The following is a 16,752-nucleotide window of genomic DNA, read 5'->3' as shown; positions in this document are numbered from 1 at the left end:
TTTAATTCATTAAAACATAAAGGATAGCGTTTGCTATCCTTTATACTTTCTCAAAGACAATTCTGGAGTTTGCCGTGTCTGTTATTAAACTAGTTGATCTTGATCTGAAAGGTAAACGCGTATTTATACGCGCCGATCTGAATGTGCCTGTCAAAGATGGCAAAGTAACCTCGGATGCCCGTATTACCGCCTCTATGGCAACGATTAACCATTGTCTCGGGCAAGGCGCTAAAGTGATGGTGACCTCGCACTTGGGGCGGCCCGAAGAAGGCGTGTGGACTGAGGAAAATTCTCTGAAACCGGTTGCCGATAATATTGCTGATCGCCTCGGAAAACCCGTTCGTTTGATTAAGGATTGGGTGGACGGCGGTTTCGATTTGGCTGCCGGAGAATTGGTAGTGTTGGAAAACTGCCGTTTCAACAAGGGCGAGAAGAAAAACGTTGAAGAAACCTCGCAGAAATACGCAAAATTATGCGATGTTTTTGTGATGGATGCATTCGGCACTGCGCACCGCGCGGAAGCTTCGACACATGGCATCGCGAAATATGCGCCGGCTGCTTGCGCAGGCATATTGCTGACCGAAGAGTTGGATGCGTTGACTAAAGCGTTGTTGAGTCCAGCACGGCCAATGGTGGCGATTGTCGGCGGCTCAAAAGTTTCCACCAAACTGACGGTGCTTGAATCGTTATCCGAAAAAGTCGATCAACTGGTGGTTGGCGGCGGTATCGCCAATACCTTCCTGAAGGCGACCGGCAAAAATGTCGGTAAATCGTTGTGCGAAGATGATCTGGTGCCGACCGCCAAAGCGTTGATGGAGAAAATGGCGAAACGCAATGCCTCGATCCCGGTTGCGGTCGATGTTGTCGTCGGCAAAAAATTCGATGCGAACGAACCGGCAGTATTGAAAGACGCGGGTAATGTGGCGGATGACGATATGATTTTCGATATCGGCCCGAAAAGCGCGCAAGAATTGGTGGATATCATCATGAAAGCAGGAACGGTGGTATGGAATGGTCCTGTGGGTGTGTTTGAATTCGATCAATTTGGCGCCGGCACCGAAAAAATAGCCAGAGCTATCGCGGAAACCAAGGCTTTTACGCTAGCTGGCGGCGGTGATACCATCGCGGCGATTCAAAAGTATGATATCTACGACAAAGTTTCTTATATTTCAACCGCAGGCGGCGCTTTTCTGGAATTTCTGGAAGGCAAGAAATTGCCCGCAGTCGAGATATTAGAAATGCGTGCTAAATAATCGTCAGGAAGAACATGATCCGAAGAACGAAAATCGTTGCGACGCTGGGGCCTGCTTGCAGCAATCCTAAAATACTGGAGCGCATGATCCGAGCCGGTGTCGATGTTGTTCGGATCAACTTCTCCCATGGTACCCGGGAACAGCATATAGAATTTGCCGAAATGACACGTTCGATAGCGCGAGCTGCTGGCGTTACAGTGGGTGTATTAGCCGATTTGCAAGGGCCGAAAATCCGGGTCGGCAAGTTTGAACACGGTAAGATCCGCCTGGAAGTGGGCGATCAATTCATTCTGGATGCCACTTGCGAGTTAGGGAATCAAGAAAGAGTCGGTCTCGATTATAAGGAACTGCCGAACGATCTGGAGACCGGCGCCACGCTGATGTTGGATGATGGCCGTATCGTGCTGGGTGTTTCGCACGTGAAAGGTCATCAAGTATTTTGCGTGGTCGAACAAGGCGGAATCTTGTCCAATAATAAAGGTATTAATCGCAAGGGCGGCGGATTGGGCGCACCTGCGTTGACCAGTAAAGACTTCGAAGATATCAAGACCGCCGCCGAATTTGGCGCGGATTATCTGGCGGTGTCGTTCGTACGCTCAGGCGACGATATCCGGCAAGCGCGCTCGTTACTGCTGGAAGCGGGCGGAAAAGGCATGGTTATGGCCAAGATTGAACGTTCGGAAGCGATCTTGGCGCTTGATGATATCCTCGATGCCTCCGATGCGATCATGGTCGCGCGCGGTGATTTGGCGGTGGAAGTGGGAGATGCGGCGGTTCCCGCGCTGCAGAAGCGTATGATCCGCTCGGCGCGGGCAAATAATAAAACCGTCATTACGGCAACGCAAATGATGGAATCCATGATCACCAATCCGATCCCTACCCGTGCGGAAGTGTCCGACGTGGCCAACGCGGTGCTGGATGGCACCGACGCGGTGATGCTGTCGGCAGAATCCGCCGCTGGCGAATATCCGGTTGAAGCGGTTGAAGCGATGGCCAGAGTGTGTCTGGAAGCGGAAAAGGAATACCTGGTGAACGTCGACCGGCGTATGCAAAACATCAATCCGGCTTCGATTGAAGAAGCGATCGCCAGAGCGACCATGTATACCGCTGGCGGCTTGCATGTGCGCGCCATCGCGGCGTTAACGCAGAGTGGCGTGACGGCATTGCTGATGTCGCGCAGAAGTTCCAAAGTACCGATTTTTGCGCTCAGTCCGAATGAAGAAACCCGCCGGCGTGTTACCCTTTTCCGTGGTGTTTATCCGGTGGAATTCGGCGCGGGATTGAATGATTCCGAAGAGATTCTGAATTTAGCCGAACAGGAGTTGCTCAGCCGAGGTGTGGTGCGTAACGGCGATGTCATGGTGATGACCATCGGCGAACCGGTGGGTAAAACCGGCGGCACCAATACGATGAAAATTATCAAAGTCGGTGAATGGAAAACAAGACAAGGTATTGATTCATTGTAAGTTATAAGATTGTCTGGAATCCGAGCCGACGCGCGAGGAATCAAGAATCAAGCAGCAATCATCAAGAATAATCGCTTATACTTATGCAACATAGAATTTTATTAAGATATTTTATAAGGAGATCTAAATGGCACTCGTATCACTCAGACAACTACTAGACCACGCGGCGGAAAACGGCTACGGCTTGCCGGCTTTCAACGTCAACAATCTGGAACAGATTCAAGCGATCATGCAAGCTGCGGATGAATGCAACAGTCCGGTCATCATGCAAGGTTCCGCAGGTGCCAGAAAATATGCCGGTGAAGCGTTTTTGCGTCATTTGATCGCAGCAGCGGTTGAAGCGTATCCGCATATACCGATCGTGATGCACCAGGATCACGGCGCATCGCCTTCCGTATGCGTGAATGCAATCCGCAGCGGTTTCTCGAGTGTCATGATGGACGGTTCCCTGCAAGCCGACGCTAAAACCCCTTCGACCTACGAATACAACGTGAATGTTACGGCGGATGTTGTGAACATTGCGCATTCGGTTGGCGTTTCGGTAGAAGGCGAGCTGGGTTGCCTGGGTTCTCTGGAATCCGGCATGGGCGAAGCCGAGGATGGCCACGGCGCGGAAGGCGTGTTATCGCATGATCAACTGCTGACCGATCCGGAAGAAGCCGCCGATTTCGTGCGTAAAACCGGCGTCGATGCTTTGGCGATCGCGATCGGCACTTCGCACGGCGCGTATAAATTCACCCGTAAACCCACCGGCGATATTCTGGCGATCCAACGCATCAAGGAAATCCACGCACGTATTCCCAACACCCATCTGGTGATGCACGGCTCCAGCTCGGTACCGCAAGAATGGCTGGAAATCATCCGTAAATTTGGCGGCGACATCAAAGAAACCTATGGTGTCCCAGTTGAGGAAATCCAAGAAGGCATCAAATATGGTGTACGCAAAGTCAACATCGACACCGACATCCGTCTGGCGATGACCGGCGCGATCCGCCGCAGCCTGGAAACCGACAAAAGCAACTTCGATCCGCGCAAATTCCTGAAAGAAGCCACCGCTGCCGCCAAAGAAATTTGCAAAGCGCGTTTCGAGGCCTTCGGCTGCGCCGGCCAAGCCAGCAAAATCAAAGCGATTTCATTGGAAGATATGGCGAACCGCTATGCCAAAGGCGAATTGAACGCGGTTATTAAGTAAGTTAAAGCAAGCAGTATTCAATATAAGCATATGAGATTGTGCGGCTTGCACAATCTCATATGCTCCAAAGAAGTGGTTTTCTAGCAAGTATCCATAAGTTTTGTATCCAATCGATAGCACAATGCTGATGTTTCCTATTCCATAGGAAATCAGTAAATTGTATCGCTTAAAATGCACAGGAGAGTTTAAGTGACGTGGATTCGCGAGCATATTTCCGAAATAATCGTTCTAATAGGCGGATTTGTTGTTATGAATCTGATCTTTATAGCTGAGGTATTTCGCGCATCGGACACTGTTGATCCAGAAGGGGCAAGTCAACTAGGAAATTTCGTAGGTGGCTACGTGGGGACGCTCTTTGCACTTGCGAGTTTTATGCTACTTCTTAGAAATTTAAAGAATCAACAGAAATCTTCGGAAATTCTGATGTTTGAAACTAAGTATTTCGAGTTATTGCGATTGCATCGAGATAATGTTGCTGAACTTGAAGTTGAAGGAATATCTGGTCGGAAACTGTTTGTAGTGCTTATCAGAGAGTTTAGGCTAATCCTCGAGATTGTTATCGAAATAGCGCGTGAGTGTAGTCAGAATCTTAATAAAAAGGAGTTATTGCATATCACATATTATTGTCTTTACTATGGTACAGGTCCGAATTCTTCGAGAATCTTAAAGCTATCACTGGCAGAGTTTGACTCGAAATTCATAGGAAGATTGGAAGACGAACTAAATGATCAAGAAAAAAAGAAAATGGTTAAATGTGAAAAAAATTTTCCCTATATACCTTTTGAAGGTCATCAATCTCGTCTAGGGCATTATTATCGCCATCTTTATCAAGCTGTGAAGTATGTGGATCAGCAAGAAATACTGACATTCGATAAAAAATATGAATTTGTAAAGACTATTAGAGCTCAGCTATCTAATCATGAGCAAGCACTTCTTTTGCTGAATAGCATTTCACCAATGGGCAATAGATGGTGGAGTGACGACTACATGCGCAAATATGAAATTGTAAAGAATATTCCTCCAGAGTTCTTCGATTGTAAAAAAGAAATAGATATGTCAGATTATTTTGAGCCGGGATACTTCGAATGGGAAGATGTTAAATCTGGAACATGATTTTTGGAAGTAATCTATTGATACATTTTAGAAATCAGGATTTGTTCTCAGGGGGCACATACCCCGCCGCCTGTTCCGCACCTTCCCCAAAAAAATGCGCTTCCATTTGCTCTGCAAGGTATTTTCGCGCCTTCGGGTCGGATAGGTTCAGACGATTTTCGTTGACCAGCATGGTTTGATGTTTGATCCACTGATTCCAGGCTTCTTTCGATACGTTTTCAAAAATCCGTTTGCCGAGTTCGCCGGGGTAGGTTTGAAAGTCCAGCCCTTCGGCTTCGCGGCCCAATTTGATGCATTTCACCATTCTTGTCATTGCGGGTTCGTCCTTGGAAAAAACGGGCATTATGAAACGTTCGTTTCGTTGCGTAAACCGTTTGCGTGAATTTTTTGCTAATCGCCGAGGTGTTTGATGAGTACTTTCGAGCGGCGCTGATAATTGTACAAATTCTGCTTGGTTTTCGGCAGCTCCGCTGTCGTAGCCGCGTTGAAGCCGTGTTCGATGAACCAATGGGTGGCATGGGTGGTGAGCACGAACAGTTTGTGGATGCCTTGCGCAATCGTTTTGTTTTCGATGTGTTTAAGCAAACGCTCGCCGTGACCCTGGTTGCGGTAATCCGGGTGAATCGCCAGACAGGCGAGTTCACAGGCGCGTTCTTCGGGGAATGGGTACAGTGCTGCGCAGCCGAAAATAATGCCGTCGTGCTCGAAAACGGTAAAACGGTTGATTTCAATTTCCAGCAGTTCACGGCCGCGCCTGACCAGAATGCCTTCGGTTTCGAGCGGTTCGATCAATTGCAAGATGCCGCCGACGTCTTCGATTTTTGCTTTTCTGAGGGCCTGCAACGATTCTTGCGTGATCATGGTGCCGATGCCATGATGGGTGAACAGCTCTTGTAAGATAGCGCCATCGCAATGGCGGCTGACCAAATGCGCGCGGGTGACGCCCATTTCGCAAGCTTTGGTTGCTGATTGTAATGCTGGCAATAAGGTATCCGGTACTCGAGGTGTGGGAGTTGGAATTTTATGTTCCAGCAATAATTTGCTTTCGGCAATTGTCAGTTCGCGCGGCAATTTTCCTGCTTTATTTTCAGCGGACGCAGTGCAATCGACGGTATCCAGCAGCAGAATCAGTTTTTCGGCACGAAGCGCGATGGCGGTTTCAGTCGCGACATTTTCCATCGTCAAGTTAAAGATTTCACCCGTCGGGGAGTAGCCGAGCGGTGAAATCAGCACTACGTCGCCTTGTTCCAGACGGGAATGAATGGCTGGCGCGTTGATCTTGCGCACTTTGCCGGTATGCATCAGGTCGACACCTTGAATGATGCCGTACGGACAGGCTGTGACAAAGTTGCCGCTGGTGACGCGAATGGCGGCATTGGCCATCGGCGAATTCGGCAATCCCATCGATAGCAGCGCGGCAATTTCGTGCTGTACGCGCCCGACTGATTCCTTGACGCACTGTAGCGCGGCGGGATCGGTGACGCGCATGCCCATGACCGTTTGGGTTTCCAGTTGCGATTCGTCCAGGCGCAATTGAATCTGCGGCCGTGCGCCGTGCACGAGCACAAGCCGCACGCCGAGGCTGGCGAGCAGGTTGATGTCATGAATGAAGTTGACGAATTTGGCATCGGTGATCATTTCACCGCTAAAACCGATGACAAAGACCTTGCCGCGAAAGGTATGGATGTAAGGTGCTACGGAACGGAACCAGGCGACAAATTCCGCGGTTGTATCCGGCTTATTATTGACGGCCGTCATCAGTAATCTCCCCAAAGCGCTTGCATCGCCGCAATTGCGGCGAGCGCGGCGCTTTCCGTGCGCAAAATGCGGCTGCCAAGATGCATTGGCGCGAAGCCCGAATGCTCAATCGCGAGTTCTTCTTCCTCGGTGAATCCGCCTTCGGGACCTATAACAAGAGCCACTTTAGCATCGGCTGCCGGTTCGGGTAAATCTTTCAGGCTTTGTGCCGCCGTGGTGGATAACATGATAAGAATATCTTGCGTGGTGCGATGCATTTTTTTCCGGCTCAGCCATTCCGGCAGAGTGATCAGTGGATATATTTGCGGCACTTGATTTCTGCCACATTGTTCGCATGCTGAAATGACGATCTTTTGCCAGTGCTGCAGCCGCTTTCCGGAACGCTCATCCGATAGATGCACAATACTGCGGGCGGTGGATACCGGCTGGATCGAAGATACGCCGAGTTCCACCGATTTTTGTATGATCCAATCCATTTTTTCATTGACGCAGATGGCTTGGGCCAGCTCGATATGCAAGGGCGATTCACGGTTGGTGTCTTGATAGCTGCCGACCAATACCGTGATGCTATCTTTGCGGATGGAATCGATCCGCGCGCAAAACTCGCCGCCGTGACCATTGAATAACGTGACCAGGTCACCATCTCTAAGACGTAATACCCGTGCGGCGTGATGCTTGTTTTCAGCCGATAGGGCAATCATCTGTCCGACGGTGATTTCTTCAGGATGGTAGAAACGAGCGTGCATGATTAATGTCGTTGCCTGGGAGCGGCGATTTCAACAAATAGAGTCATGATAATATAGCATGTTATGCACCCGGCATTGACTTGGTAACATCAATGATTCCGTCATGCATCAAGCCGGGAATAATTTTTCAAATAATTTTTAATCGATGGAGTAAGTATATGGCAAGTTTAGAAACACCAGTCTGTGATTTCGGTTGGAAGGCGGTCGATTTTGATTTGCCGGGTGTCGATGGCAAACGCTATGACCTGGCTTCGGCTAAAGGGGAAAACGGGCTCCTGGTTATGTTCATTTGCAATCACTGTCCGTATGTCAAAGCGGTGCAGGATCGCATTATCCGCGATGTCAATGAATTGAAGCAGCACGGCATCAATGCCATTGCCATCATGTCCAACGATCCGGCGGATTATCCGGAAGACTCGTTTGAGAACATGGCGCTTGTCGCGAAGCAGTTGAATTATCCGTTTCCGTATGTGTGGGATGAAACACAGGAAATCGCGAAGCAATACGGCGCGGTCTGCACGCCGGATTTTTTTGGATTCAATGGCAAGCTGGAATTGCAATATCGCGGGCGTCTCGATGCATCGCGTAAAGAAGCTGCCCCAGCCGATGTGCGCCGGGATTTGTTCGAAGCGATGCTGCAAGTTGCGAAGACCGGCCGCGGCCCGGCCGAACAAATTCCCAGTATCGGTTGCTCAATTAAGTGGCGTTCGGAGTAACTGTGCTAGAAAAAGTCATTGCGACAGTCAGAAACGTCGCTCAGGAAGTGATCATGCCGCGCTATTTGCGCGTAGGCCGGCAAACCAAATCGGATGGCAGTTTTTATACCGAAGCGGACGTGGCGGCACAAAATGCGCTATTGGATCAACTGCAGAAAATCCGTCCAGCGGCGGCCATGGGCGAGGAAATGACCGAAGCGGAACAACAGGCCGAGTGGATCAAAGGGGAATCGGGTTTGTGGAGTGTCGATCCGATCGATGGCACCTCCAATTTTTATAACGGTTTGCCTTACTTTGCCACTTCCGTGGCATACATGGAGCAAGGGCGGAGCGTACTCGGCGTGATCTATAATCCCGTAACGGATGAAATGTTTTATGCGACCAAAGGGAATGGCGCATTTTTAAATGGTATCGCATTACCTCTGAAGAAGCATGCGCCGCCAATGTCGAGTGCAATGGCGAATGTGGATTTGAAGCGGCTGGACCGGAGCTTTGCTGCCAGAGTGGCCGCTGATCCACCGTTTGCGTCGCAGCGGAATTTTGGTGCTTGCGCATTGGAGTTGTGTTATACCGCTGCTGGCTATTTTGATTTGTACCTGCATGGCGGGCAGAAGCCGTGGGATTACGCCGCCGGTTCTCTGATTCTGGCGGAAGCGGGCGGCAACTTGTGCGGCTTTGAGCACGATGATTATTGGACCAGCCCGGCATGGCATCGCTCGGTAATTGCTGCATTAGATCCCGTATTATTTGCGCAATGGCGGGATTGGGTGCGGGAAAATCGCAATAAATAGGTACCTGAATTGAAAATTATTATTTTAGGTGCCGGTCAAGTCGGCACATCCGTGGCTGAGAATCTGGTCAGCGAAGCCAACGATATCACCATGGTGGATGTCGATCCCAAGCGCTTGGCGCTCTTGCAAGATCGTCTGGATTTGCGGACGGTCACCGGCAATGCTTCGCATCCTTCGGTGCTGGTTAGCGCGGGCGCGCATGACGCAGATATGATATTGGCAGTCACCGAACACGATGAAACCAATTTGGTGGCTTGTAAACTCGCCGCTACGCTATTTAATACCCCTACGAAGATCGCCCGCATCCGCTCGACCGAATATCTGGAACATCCGGAAATTTTTTCGACCGAGAATTTTTGTGTGGATTTTGCGATTTGCCCTGAACAGATCCTTACGGAATATATTGAAAAGCTGATCGAGTTTCCGGAAGCGCTGCAGGTGCTCGATTTCGCATTGGGAGAAGTGAGCCTGGTGGCGGTTCGGGCGCTGCAGGGAGGGTTGCTGGTCGGTCAACAGCTACAGGAATTACGCAAACATGTTCCGAATGTCGATACCCGGGTTGCGGCAATTTTCCGCAAAGATCGCCCGATTATCCCTGAGGGGAATACCGTCATCGAAGCGGAAGACGAAGTATTTTTTATTGCGGCGACAGAAGATATTCGCGCGGTCATGCGGGAATTGCGCAAGATGGATAAACCGGTCAAGCATGTGATGATTGCCGGGGGAGGTAAAATCGGCAGACGGCTTGGCGGTACGCTAGAGAAAGATTATCAGGTCAGAATCATCGAACGCAATTATCAAGCCTGCGAGCGATTGGCCGGCGAACTGAGCAATGCGCTGGTGCTGCATGGGGATTCTACCGACGAAACCTTGCTGGAAGATGAGAACATCGCCGAGATGGATATGTTTTGCGCACTGACGAATGATGATGAGAATAACATTATGTCAGCGCTGCTGGCGAAACGCATGGGGGCGCATAAGGTTATCGCACTCATCAATCGCGGTGCTTATGTCGATCTGGTGCAAAGCAGCGGGATTGATATTGCGATTTCACCGGCGCAGGTAACGATCGGTTCTTTACTGGCTTACGTCCGGCATGGTGATGTCGCCGCCGTGCATAGTTTGCGGCGCGGTGCGGCGGAAGCTTTGGAGTTGGTGGCGCATGGCGATGCGAAATCGTCCAATGTGGTCGGGCGCAGGATCGATGAGATCAAATTGCCTAAAGGCGCGACGATCGGCGCTATCGTTCGCGGTTTAGCCAAATCGGATGGATTGTTCGGTGAGAATCTGAGCAATGAATCAGGCCGGGCGGCAAATGCCTCAGGCGGTGCGATCAAGGTTGTTATTGCGCACCACGATACAGTTATTGAGTCGGGAGATCATGTGATTTTGTTTGTGGTCAACCGCAAGATGATCCGGGAAGTGGAGAAGCTGTTTCAGGTTAATGTCGGCTTTCTGTAGAGAAATAGTCCATGTATCGATTGCTTGTGGCTGTTAACGTACTTGGCAAAATGGTGCTGGTATTCGGATTAACGATGCTGGTTCCGCTTTGCCTGGCGCTATGGGGGGATGACGGCGCAGGATTTGTTTTCAAACAATCGATTTTAATTACGCTCGGATGCGGTTTGATGATGTGGTTGTTTACGCGTCCATTTAAACGTGAATTGCAAACCCGGGACGGTTTTTTGCTGGTAGTGCTGGTGTGGTCAGTGCTGCCGGCTTTTGCCATGCTGCCGCTACTTTTGTACTTGCCTCAGCTCAGTATCAGTATGGCTTATTTCGAGGCGGTTTCAGGCTTGACCGCAAGCGGCGGTACTGTTTTGTCCGGATTGGACACGTTGCCGCCATCGATCAATTTATGGCGCGGCGAGATTGTCTGGCTTGGCGGCATGGGGTTAATCGTATTGGCAGTCGCAATTCTGCCATTACTGGGGGTTGGTGGCCGGCAGCTGTTAAATGCCGAGATTCCGGGCCCGATGAAAGAGAATAAGCTGACCCCGCGTATTGCCGAGACGGCTAAGGGCCTATGGTCCATCTATGCCTGTTTGACTTTGATTTGCATCGTTGCTTATAAATGGGCCGGCATGGAATGGTTTGATGCCGTGATGCATGCCTTTACAACGCTGGGCTTGGGAGGATTCTCATCGCACGATGCCAGCTATGGCTACTGGGATTCTCCATTGATTGAAGCGGTTGCGATTTTTTTTATGTTGATTGCCGGAATCAATTTTGCAACGCATTTCCTGGCATGGCGAGCGAAAAGTTTAATTTCTTATCGCCATGACTCCGAAGTTGGCTGGTACATCCTGATTATCTTGATCAGTTGCTGTGGACTGGCTTTTTATCTGTGGTTAGCCGGGGTTTATCCGGAACCCCTGACGGCATTACGTTATGCGGCTTTCAATATTGTTTCGGTGGCGACAACGACCGGTTATAGCAATACCGATTATAGCCTCTGGCCAATATTTATTCCGCTATGGATGTTGTTTTTGTCGAGTTTCTGCACTTCATCCGGATCGACCGGGGGCGGCATCAAAATGATACGGGCGCGAATCTTGTACCAGCAAGTGTATCGAGAAATTATTACGATTATGCATCCAAACGCTGTTATTCCGGCAAAATTGGGCCGGAGCTTGCTGGCAAATCGAGTGATTCTTGCGGTATTGGTATTTTTGTTTGTGTATGCCACCAGCATCGTTGTAATGACACTATTACTGACGTTAAGTGGGTTGGATGTAATTACTGCCTTTTCCGCTGCGGTTGCTTGTCTCAATAATCTGGGTCCGGGTCTAGGTGGCATTGGACCAGCGGCGACTTATGCCTCATTAACCGATTTTCAAATCTGGATATGCAGTTTTGCCATGCTGTTAGGCAGATTGGAATTTTTTACGGTGCTGGCAATTTTTATCCCGGCATTTTGGAGAAAATAAAGTTTATGCCGGCGCTCGAGTAACGTGTCTGCTGCTTTGCGGATCGGGATGCTCATGCGAAAGAAGAGTTATTTCAAAGATCAATCTGAGAGGTGGCGAAGAAAGAGTTATTTATTCTTGAAAAATTTAATATTAGTAATAAGGAGCTTGAGTGGACAATACCGATGTCTTAAAAGGCATTAAGGTTATGGTAATTGACGATAGTAATACAGTTCGGAAAAGCGCCGAGCTTTTTTTGCGTCCTCTGGGATGTGATGTCATTTTGGCTGAAGACGGTTTTGTAGCGATGTCAAAAATTGTAGATAACCAACCCGATATTATTTTTGTTGATATAACAATGCCGAGATTGGATGGGTACCAAGCCTGCATGTTAATTAAGAAGAATCCAAATTATCAATCAATTCCGGTTATTATGCTCTCCAGTAAAGATGGCTTATTTGATAAGGCTCGGGGAAGGCTGGCTGGTTCCGATGGATATCTGACTAAACCATTTACTGCGGAGGGTTTATTAAGCATAATACGTACCCATACTTTGCGGCAAAATTAATCGCGCAGCCTCGGGTTCATACAAACTATCAGAATCAACCTCGGGAATGTGTAATTAATTTTTGTTTTCAAAGTATAAGCAGGCATTAGATTAAAGAAATCCTTGATGATGAGGGGGTAATTTTATGACAAATGACTTGACTTTGGACCCCAAGGTCGACTAGCCTGAGAGGCGTAGCTAAATTAGAGGGGAAGTAGAGTTTAATTTAGCTGCCGAAATTTTAAGCAGTACTAATTAATTAGTATTAGAAGCAGTAGAAGAAAAGAGAAGTAGTTTTGATTAACAGATAGGAGGTAGAAAGATGGCAACAACGTATGGCACAACGAGTAGCGCGTCGAGCGCGAGCTATGACATGTCGCTGTGGTACGACTCGAAGTACTACAAACTGGGCATGGGCACCATGCTGCTGGTAGCGATATTCTGGATCTGGTACCAAAGGACATTTGCGTATTCACACGGAATGGACTCGATGGAACCGGAATTTGACAAAGTATGGATGGGACTGTGGCGGGTACACATGACCCTGATGCCTTTGTTTGCATTGGTAACCTGGGGCTGGATACTGAAGACCCGTGACACCAAAGAGCAATTGGACAACCTGGACACCAAATTGGAAATCAAACGTTATTTCTACTGGATGATGTGGCTGGGTGTTTACTTGTTTGGTGTTTACTGGGGCGGCAGCTTCTTCACCGAACAAGATGCAAGCTGGCACCAAGTAATTATTCGTGACACCAGCTTCACGCCAAGTCACGTGGTAGTGTTCTACGGCTCATTCCCGATGTACATCGTATGTGGTGTAGCATCCTACCTGTACGCGATGACCCGTCTGCCACTGTACAGCCGCGGCACATCATTCCCGCTGGTAATGGCGATTGCAGGCCCATTGATGATTCTGCCGAACGTTGGTTTGAACGAATGGGGTCATGCATTCTGGTTCATGGAAGAACTGTTTAGCGCGCCATTGCACTGGGGCTTTGTAATTCTGGGCTGGGCAGGCTTGTTCTCGGGCGGTATTGCAGCACAAATCGTCACCCGTTACTCAAACCTGACTGACGTAACCTGGAACGGTGCAAGCCGCGAAATTCTGAACAACAGAATTGTTCCTTAATTTCTGAGTAAGAATGTCACACCTGCAAGCCAGGTGTGACAGAAGAAATTAAGTAACGAAGAGAAAAGATGAAAACGGGCTAAGGCAGGCGATGTAAAAGGAAGTAAAGGGAATCGTCGAGTTTTCATATTTAATATCACACGAAATGAAGAAGGGAGGGTCTAGTGAGTAGAACAGACGAAATTTTAGCAGCGGCAAAGATGCCGCCAGAAGCGATCAGGATGTCCAGATATATCGACGCGGTATATTTTCCGATCCTGTGCATCTTGTTGGTAGGAACATTCCACATGCACTTCATGCTGTTGGCAGGTGACTGGGATTTCTGGCTTGACTGGAAAGACCGTCAATGGTGGCCGGTAGTAACACCGATCGTAGGCGTTATGTATTGCGCGGCACTGCAATATTACCTGTGGGTAAACTACCGTTTATCCTACGGTGCGACACTGTGTATCGTATGCCTGTTAGTCGGAGAATGGCTGACCCGTTACTGGGGATTCTACTGGTGGTCACACTACCCGTTGAATTTTGTACTGCCATCAACGATGATACCTGGCGCATTGATGCTGGATACCATATTGCTGCTGACCGGTAACTGGCTGATCACGGCACTGTTGGGTGGTGGATTCTGGGGATTATTCTTCTATCCTGGCAACTGGCCGATTTTTGGACCGACCCACTTACCGCTGGTAGTAGAAGGCGTACTGTTATCAGTAGCTGACTACACAGGCTTCTTATATGTACGTACCGGTACACCGGAATATGTACGCCTGATTGAACAAGGCTCACTGCGTACCTTTGGTGGTCACACCACGGTTATTGCGGCATTCTTCTCAGCGTTTGTATCGATGTTGATGTACTGCGTATGGTGGTACTTTGGCAAGATCTACTGCACCGCATTCTTCTATGTTAAAGGAGAAAGAGGACGCATCTCTATGAAGAACGACGTAACCGCATTTGGTGAAAAAGGCTTTGCACAGGGGATTAGATAATGAATATAAGAAGCATATTTAAGCTGGGCGTATTAGGCCTGTATGGAGCGGCAATAGGAGCGGCCTCACTGGCACTGACACTGACAGTAGATGTTCAGACAGCGGCGGCGCACGGTGAACGTTCGCAAGAACCGTTCCTTCGTATGCGTACGATTCAATGGTACGACCTGAAATGGCAACCGAAAGTCACCAAAGTGAACGACATTGCAACGATTACCGGTAAATTTCACTTGGCGGAAGACTGGCCACGTGCGGTAGGCAAGCCGGAACGCGCATTCTTCAACGTAGGTAGCCCGAGCCCGGTGTTTGTACGTTTAAGCACCAAATTGAATGGCGAACCGACGTTTATTTCTGGACCGTTGCAAATTGGCCGTGACTATGAATTTGAAGTCAGACTGAAAGCAAGGATTCCAGGACGCCATCACATGCATGCGATGGTAAACGTCAAAGAAGCGGGCCCGATCGCAGGACCGGCATCGTGGATGAACATCTCAGGCAACTGGGATGACTTCACCAACCCGGTAACCACTTTGACAGGCAAAACCATTGATCTGGAGACATTTAACTTCAGTAATGGCGTGTTCTGGCACTTGGTATGGTTAGGCTTAGGCTGCTTCTGGATTGGCTACTATGTAGCACGTCCGATGTTCCTGCCGCGTAGCCGTGTACTATTAGCATACGGTGATGAACTGCTGCTGGATCCAATGGATCGCAAAGTAGGCATGGCAGTAGCGATCCTGACCTGTGCACTAGTATGGGGCGGCTATCGTTATACCGAAAGCGTCCATCCATACACAGTACCGATTCAAGCGGGTGAATCGAAAGTAGAACCGATGCCGATTGCACCGAATCCGGTTGCGATCAAGGTAACGCATGCTAACTACGACGTACCTGGACGTGCTCTGCGTGTAACGATGGAAATCACCAACAACGGTGACTCGGCAGTTAACATTGGCGAGTTCACGACAGCGGGTGTCCGTTTTGTAAACGACTTGGGACGCAAATATCTGGATCCTGACTATCCACGCGAACTGGTAGCGACTGGTTTGACGATGGAAGATGAAAGAGGGATTGAACCAGGAGAAACCCGGGAAGTTAAGATGGAAGCCAAAGACGCGTTGTGGGAAGTACAACGTTTGATGGCGCTGTTGGGTGACCCGGAAAGCCGCTTTGGTGGTTTGTTGATGACATGGGATGACGAAGGCAATCGTTATATTAACAGTATTGCTGGCGCAGTAATTCCAGTCTTTACCAAGCTATAAGATAGAGCGAGTCTGAACACCGGTACACCACTGTCGCAAGACAGCCGGTGTACCGGTTTTTTTATATGGGTAGAGAACAAAGAAAATTTAAGGTGCAACAAAGAATGCGGACAAAAGAACTGGCAAAAATAGAGGCACTAACGCGAAAGGAGGATTTGTCGTGGTCAGACAAATAGCACGAGCAGGGATTGCGGCCTTTATGCTTGTTATGACACTTTACACAAGCACAGCCGGCGCCCATGGCAAGGTAGCCATGGAAGATGACAGTTGTATGCGCCGGATAGGCGAAAACATGATCCACCTGAGTATCTATCAACCCCAGGTTGATGAAGAAGGGCACTACTGCACGGATATACCCAAAATGGGAAGCACGATCCTAGTGATAGACTTAGTGGATCCTGCACTGAGAGAGATGCCGATCGGGATGAAGATAATCAGAGGCGATCGGACGGAAGGAGAAACCGTCACGGATCTGCGTCCGGCGGTATATCAGGATGGAGTTATCAGCACGCAAAAAGCGCTGGAACAAGGAAAATATCTCATACAAGTGACTGCCGAAGGCGTGCCGCCCCTGCACTATGAATATCATCTGCGCGTTGAGATGATTAATTATGCGGATGCATTTAGAGCGTCGGTAGGGCCACTGGTCGGTCTATTGCTGACCGCCATACTTGGGTATAAACTCATCCGGTCAAGACGATTCAGGGAATGGATGGCATCACGCAGCTCGAAAGGAACTGAAAAAGTCGATGGCGGAGCAAAATCATCGGCAGTCGACGAAGAAAAGACATCAATCAACAAACAAACTAAAGACGGGGAATCCTAGCGATGTTAGTAGAAAGAAGTGGAACAATAAAACAATTGGTAATAGCGGGAAT

At 49.1% G+C, this 16,752-nt stretch carries 16 protein-coding genes; 13 read left to right on the top strand and 3 right to left on the bottom strand.

All coding sequences use genetic code 11. The features are described from left to right. Positions 1-74 precede the first annotated feature (74 nt). The 4 genes from RBH92_RS13075 to RBH92_RS13060 all read left to right on the top strand — a co-directional run bounded on the left by RBH92_RS13075 (position 75) and on the right by RBH92_RS13060 (position 5,024). Positions 75-1,253 (top strand): phosphoglycerate kinase, encoded by a 1,179-nt coding sequence (locus RBH92_RS13075; protein WP_307932444.1) that lies wholly within the window; start codon positions 75-77, stop codon positions 1,251-1,253. Positions 1,254-1,267: 14 nt separating this feature from the next. Then, positions 1,268-2,719 carry a pyruvate kinase gene (gene pyk / locus RBH92_RS13070; protein ID WP_307932443.1) on the top strand — a complete coding sequence of 484 codons (1,452 nt, stop codon included), beginning with the start codon at positions 1,268-1,270 and terminating at the stop codon, positions 2,717-2,719. Positions 2,720-2,846: 127 nt separating this feature from the next. Further along, the gene (fba, locus tag RBH92_RS13065; protein WP_292924935.1) at positions 2,847-3,911 is read left to right on the top strand and encodes a class II fructose-bisphosphate aldolase; all 1,065 of its coding nucleotides are present in this window, start codon (positions 2,847-2,849) and stop codon (positions 3,909-3,911) included. A 189-nt stretch (positions 3,912-4,100) separates the two neighbouring features. Further along, on the top strand, positions 4,101-5,024 hold the full coding sequence (locus RBH92_RS13060; protein WP_307932442.1) for a putative phage abortive infection protein: 924 nt from the start codon (positions 4,101-4,103) through the stop codon (positions 5,022-5,024). 34 nt (positions 5,025-5,058) lie between these two features. On the opposite strand, the gene RBH92_RS13055 is transcribed toward RBH92_RS13060, so the two are convergent. From RBH92_RS13055 to RBH92_RS13045, 3 genes are all read right to left on the bottom strand, one after another. After that, entirely contained in the window at positions 5,059-5,337 is a 279-nt protein-coding gene (locus RBH92_RS13055; RefSeq protein WP_307932441.1) for an oxidative damage protection protein, read from the bottom strand. Positions 5,338-5,414: 77 nt separating this feature from the next. Next, positions 5,415-6,782, bottom strand: coding sequence for an amino-acid N-acetyltransferase (gene argA / locus RBH92_RS13050; RefSeq protein ID WP_307932440.1), 1,368 nt, complete (start codon positions 6,780-6,782; stop codon positions 5,415-5,417). Then, on the bottom strand, positions 6,782-7,528 hold the full coding sequence (locus tag RBH92_RS13045) for a 16S rRNA (uracil(1498)-N(3))-methyltransferase (RefSeq protein ID WP_307932439.1): 747 nt from the start codon (positions 7,526-7,528) through the stop codon (positions 6,782-6,784). Before RBH92_RS13045 ends, argA begins: the two co-directional genes overlap by 1 nt. A 158-nt stretch (positions 7,529-7,686) precedes the next feature. Here RBH92_RS13045 and RBH92_RS13040 point away from each other — a divergent pair, with 158 nt between their 5' ends. The 9 genes from RBH92_RS13040 to RBH92_RS13000 all read left to right on the top strand — a co-directional run bounded on the left by RBH92_RS13040 (position 7,687) and on the right by RBH92_RS13000 (position 16,700). Next, positions 7,687-8,244 (top strand): thioredoxin family protein, encoded by a 558-nt coding sequence (locus tag RBH92_RS13040; protein WP_307932438.1) that lies wholly within the window; start codon positions 7,687-7,689, stop codon positions 8,242-8,244. A gap of 2 nt (positions 8,245-8,246) precedes the next feature. Then, positions 8,247-9,035 carry an inositol monophosphatase family protein gene (locus RBH92_RS13035; RefSeq protein ID WP_307932437.1) on the top strand — a complete coding sequence of 263 codons (789 nt, stop codon included), beginning with the start codon at positions 8,247-8,249 and terminating at the stop codon, positions 9,033-9,035. Positions 9,036-9,044: 9 nt separating this feature from the next. Next, positions 9,045-10,496: a Trk system potassium transporter TrkA gene (gene trkA / locus RBH92_RS13030; RefSeq protein ID WP_307932436.1), complete on the top strand. Its 1,452-nt coding sequence runs from the start codon at positions 9,045-9,047 to the stop codon at positions 10,494-10,496. An 11-nt stretch (positions 10,497-10,507) separates the two neighbouring features. Further along, entirely contained in the window at positions 10,508-11,965 is a 1,458-nt protein-coding gene (locus RBH92_RS13025) for a TrkH family potassium uptake protein (RefSeq protein ID WP_307932435.1), read from the top strand. 151 nt (positions 11,966-12,116) lie between these two features. Next, positions 12,117-12,512 (top strand): response regulator, encoded by a 396-nt coding sequence (locus tag RBH92_RS13020; RefSeq protein WP_307932434.1) that lies wholly within the window; start codon positions 12,117-12,119, stop codon positions 12,510-12,512. A 301-nt stretch (positions 12,513-12,813) separates the two neighbouring features. After that, on the top strand, positions 12,814-13,623 hold the full coding sequence (locus RBH92_RS13015) for a methane monooxygenase/ammonia monooxygenase subunit C (RefSeq protein WP_307932433.1): 810 nt from the start codon (positions 12,814-12,816) through the stop codon (positions 13,621-13,623). Between the two features lie 164 nt (positions 13,624-13,787). Further along, on the top strand, positions 13,788-14,612 hold the full coding sequence (locus tag RBH92_RS13010) for a methane monooxygenase/ammonia monooxygenase subunit A (protein WP_307932432.1): 825 nt from the start codon (positions 13,788-13,790) through the stop codon (positions 14,610-14,612). Beyond that, complete coding sequence (locus tag RBH92_RS13005; RefSeq protein WP_307932431.1) at positions 14,612-15,874, top strand: methane monooxygenase/ammonia monooxygenase subunit B; 1,263 nt, start codon at positions 14,612-14,614, stop codon at positions 15,872-15,874. The genes RBH92_RS13010 and RBH92_RS13005 overlap by 1 nt, the downstream gene beginning before the upstream one ends. Positions 15,875-16,082: 208 nt before the next feature. Then, on the top strand, positions 16,083-16,700 hold the full coding sequence (locus RBH92_RS13000; protein WP_307932430.1) for a hypothetical protein: 618 nt from the start codon (positions 16,083-16,085) through the stop codon (positions 16,698-16,700). Positions 16,701-16,752: the final 52 nt, after the last annotated feature.

It is taken from the genome of Nitrosomonas sp. sh817 (genome assembly GCF_030908545.1).
Taxonomy (GTDB): Bacteria; Pseudomonadota; Gammaproteobacteria; order Burkholderiales; family Nitrosomonadaceae; genus Nitrosomonas.
Note: the sequence above shows the minus strand (reverse complement) of the source record. Positions and strands in the feature narration are given on the sequence as shown.

Bases quoted from the DNA above. Each gene is read 5' to 3' on its own strand.
- RBH92_RS13025 (WP_307932435.1), top strand. From the start codon at position 10,508: ATGTATCGATTGCTTGTGGCTGTTAACGTACTTGGCAAAATGGTGCTG.
- RBH92_RS13000 (WP_307932430.1), top strand. From the start codon at position 16,083: ATGACACTTTACACAAGCACAGCCGGCGCCCATGGCAAGGTAGCCATG.
- RBH92_RS13045 (WP_307932439.1), bottom strand. From the start codon at position 7,528: ATGCACGCTCGTTTCTACCATCCTGAAGAAATCACCGTCGGACAGATG.
- RBH92_RS13015 (WP_307932433.1), top strand. From the start codon at position 12,814: ATGGCAACAACGTATGGCACAACGAGTAGCGCGTCGAGCGCGAGCTAT.
- argA (WP_307932440.1), bottom strand. From the start codon at position 6,782: ATGACGGCCGTCAATAATAAGCCGGATACAACCGCGGAATTTGTCGCC.
- RBH92_RS13005 (WP_307932431.1), top strand. From the start codon at position 14,612: ATGAATATAAGAAGCATATTTAAGCTGGGCGTATTAGGCCTGTATGGA.
- RBH92_RS13040 (WP_307932438.1), top strand. From the start codon at position 7,687: ATGGCAAGTTTAGAAACACCAGTCTGTGATTTCGGTTGGAAGGCGGTC.
- pyk (WP_307932443.1), top strand. From the start codon at position 1,268: ATGATCCGAAGAACGAAAATCGTTGCGACGCTGGGGCCTGCTTGCAGC.
- RBH92_RS13055 (WP_307932441.1), bottom strand. From the start codon at position 5,337: ATGACAAGAATGGTGAAATGCATCAAATTGGGCCGCGAAGCCGAAGGG.
- fba (WP_292924935.1), top strand. From the start codon at position 2,847: ATGGCACTCGTATCACTCAGACAACTACTAGACCACGCGGCGGAAAAC.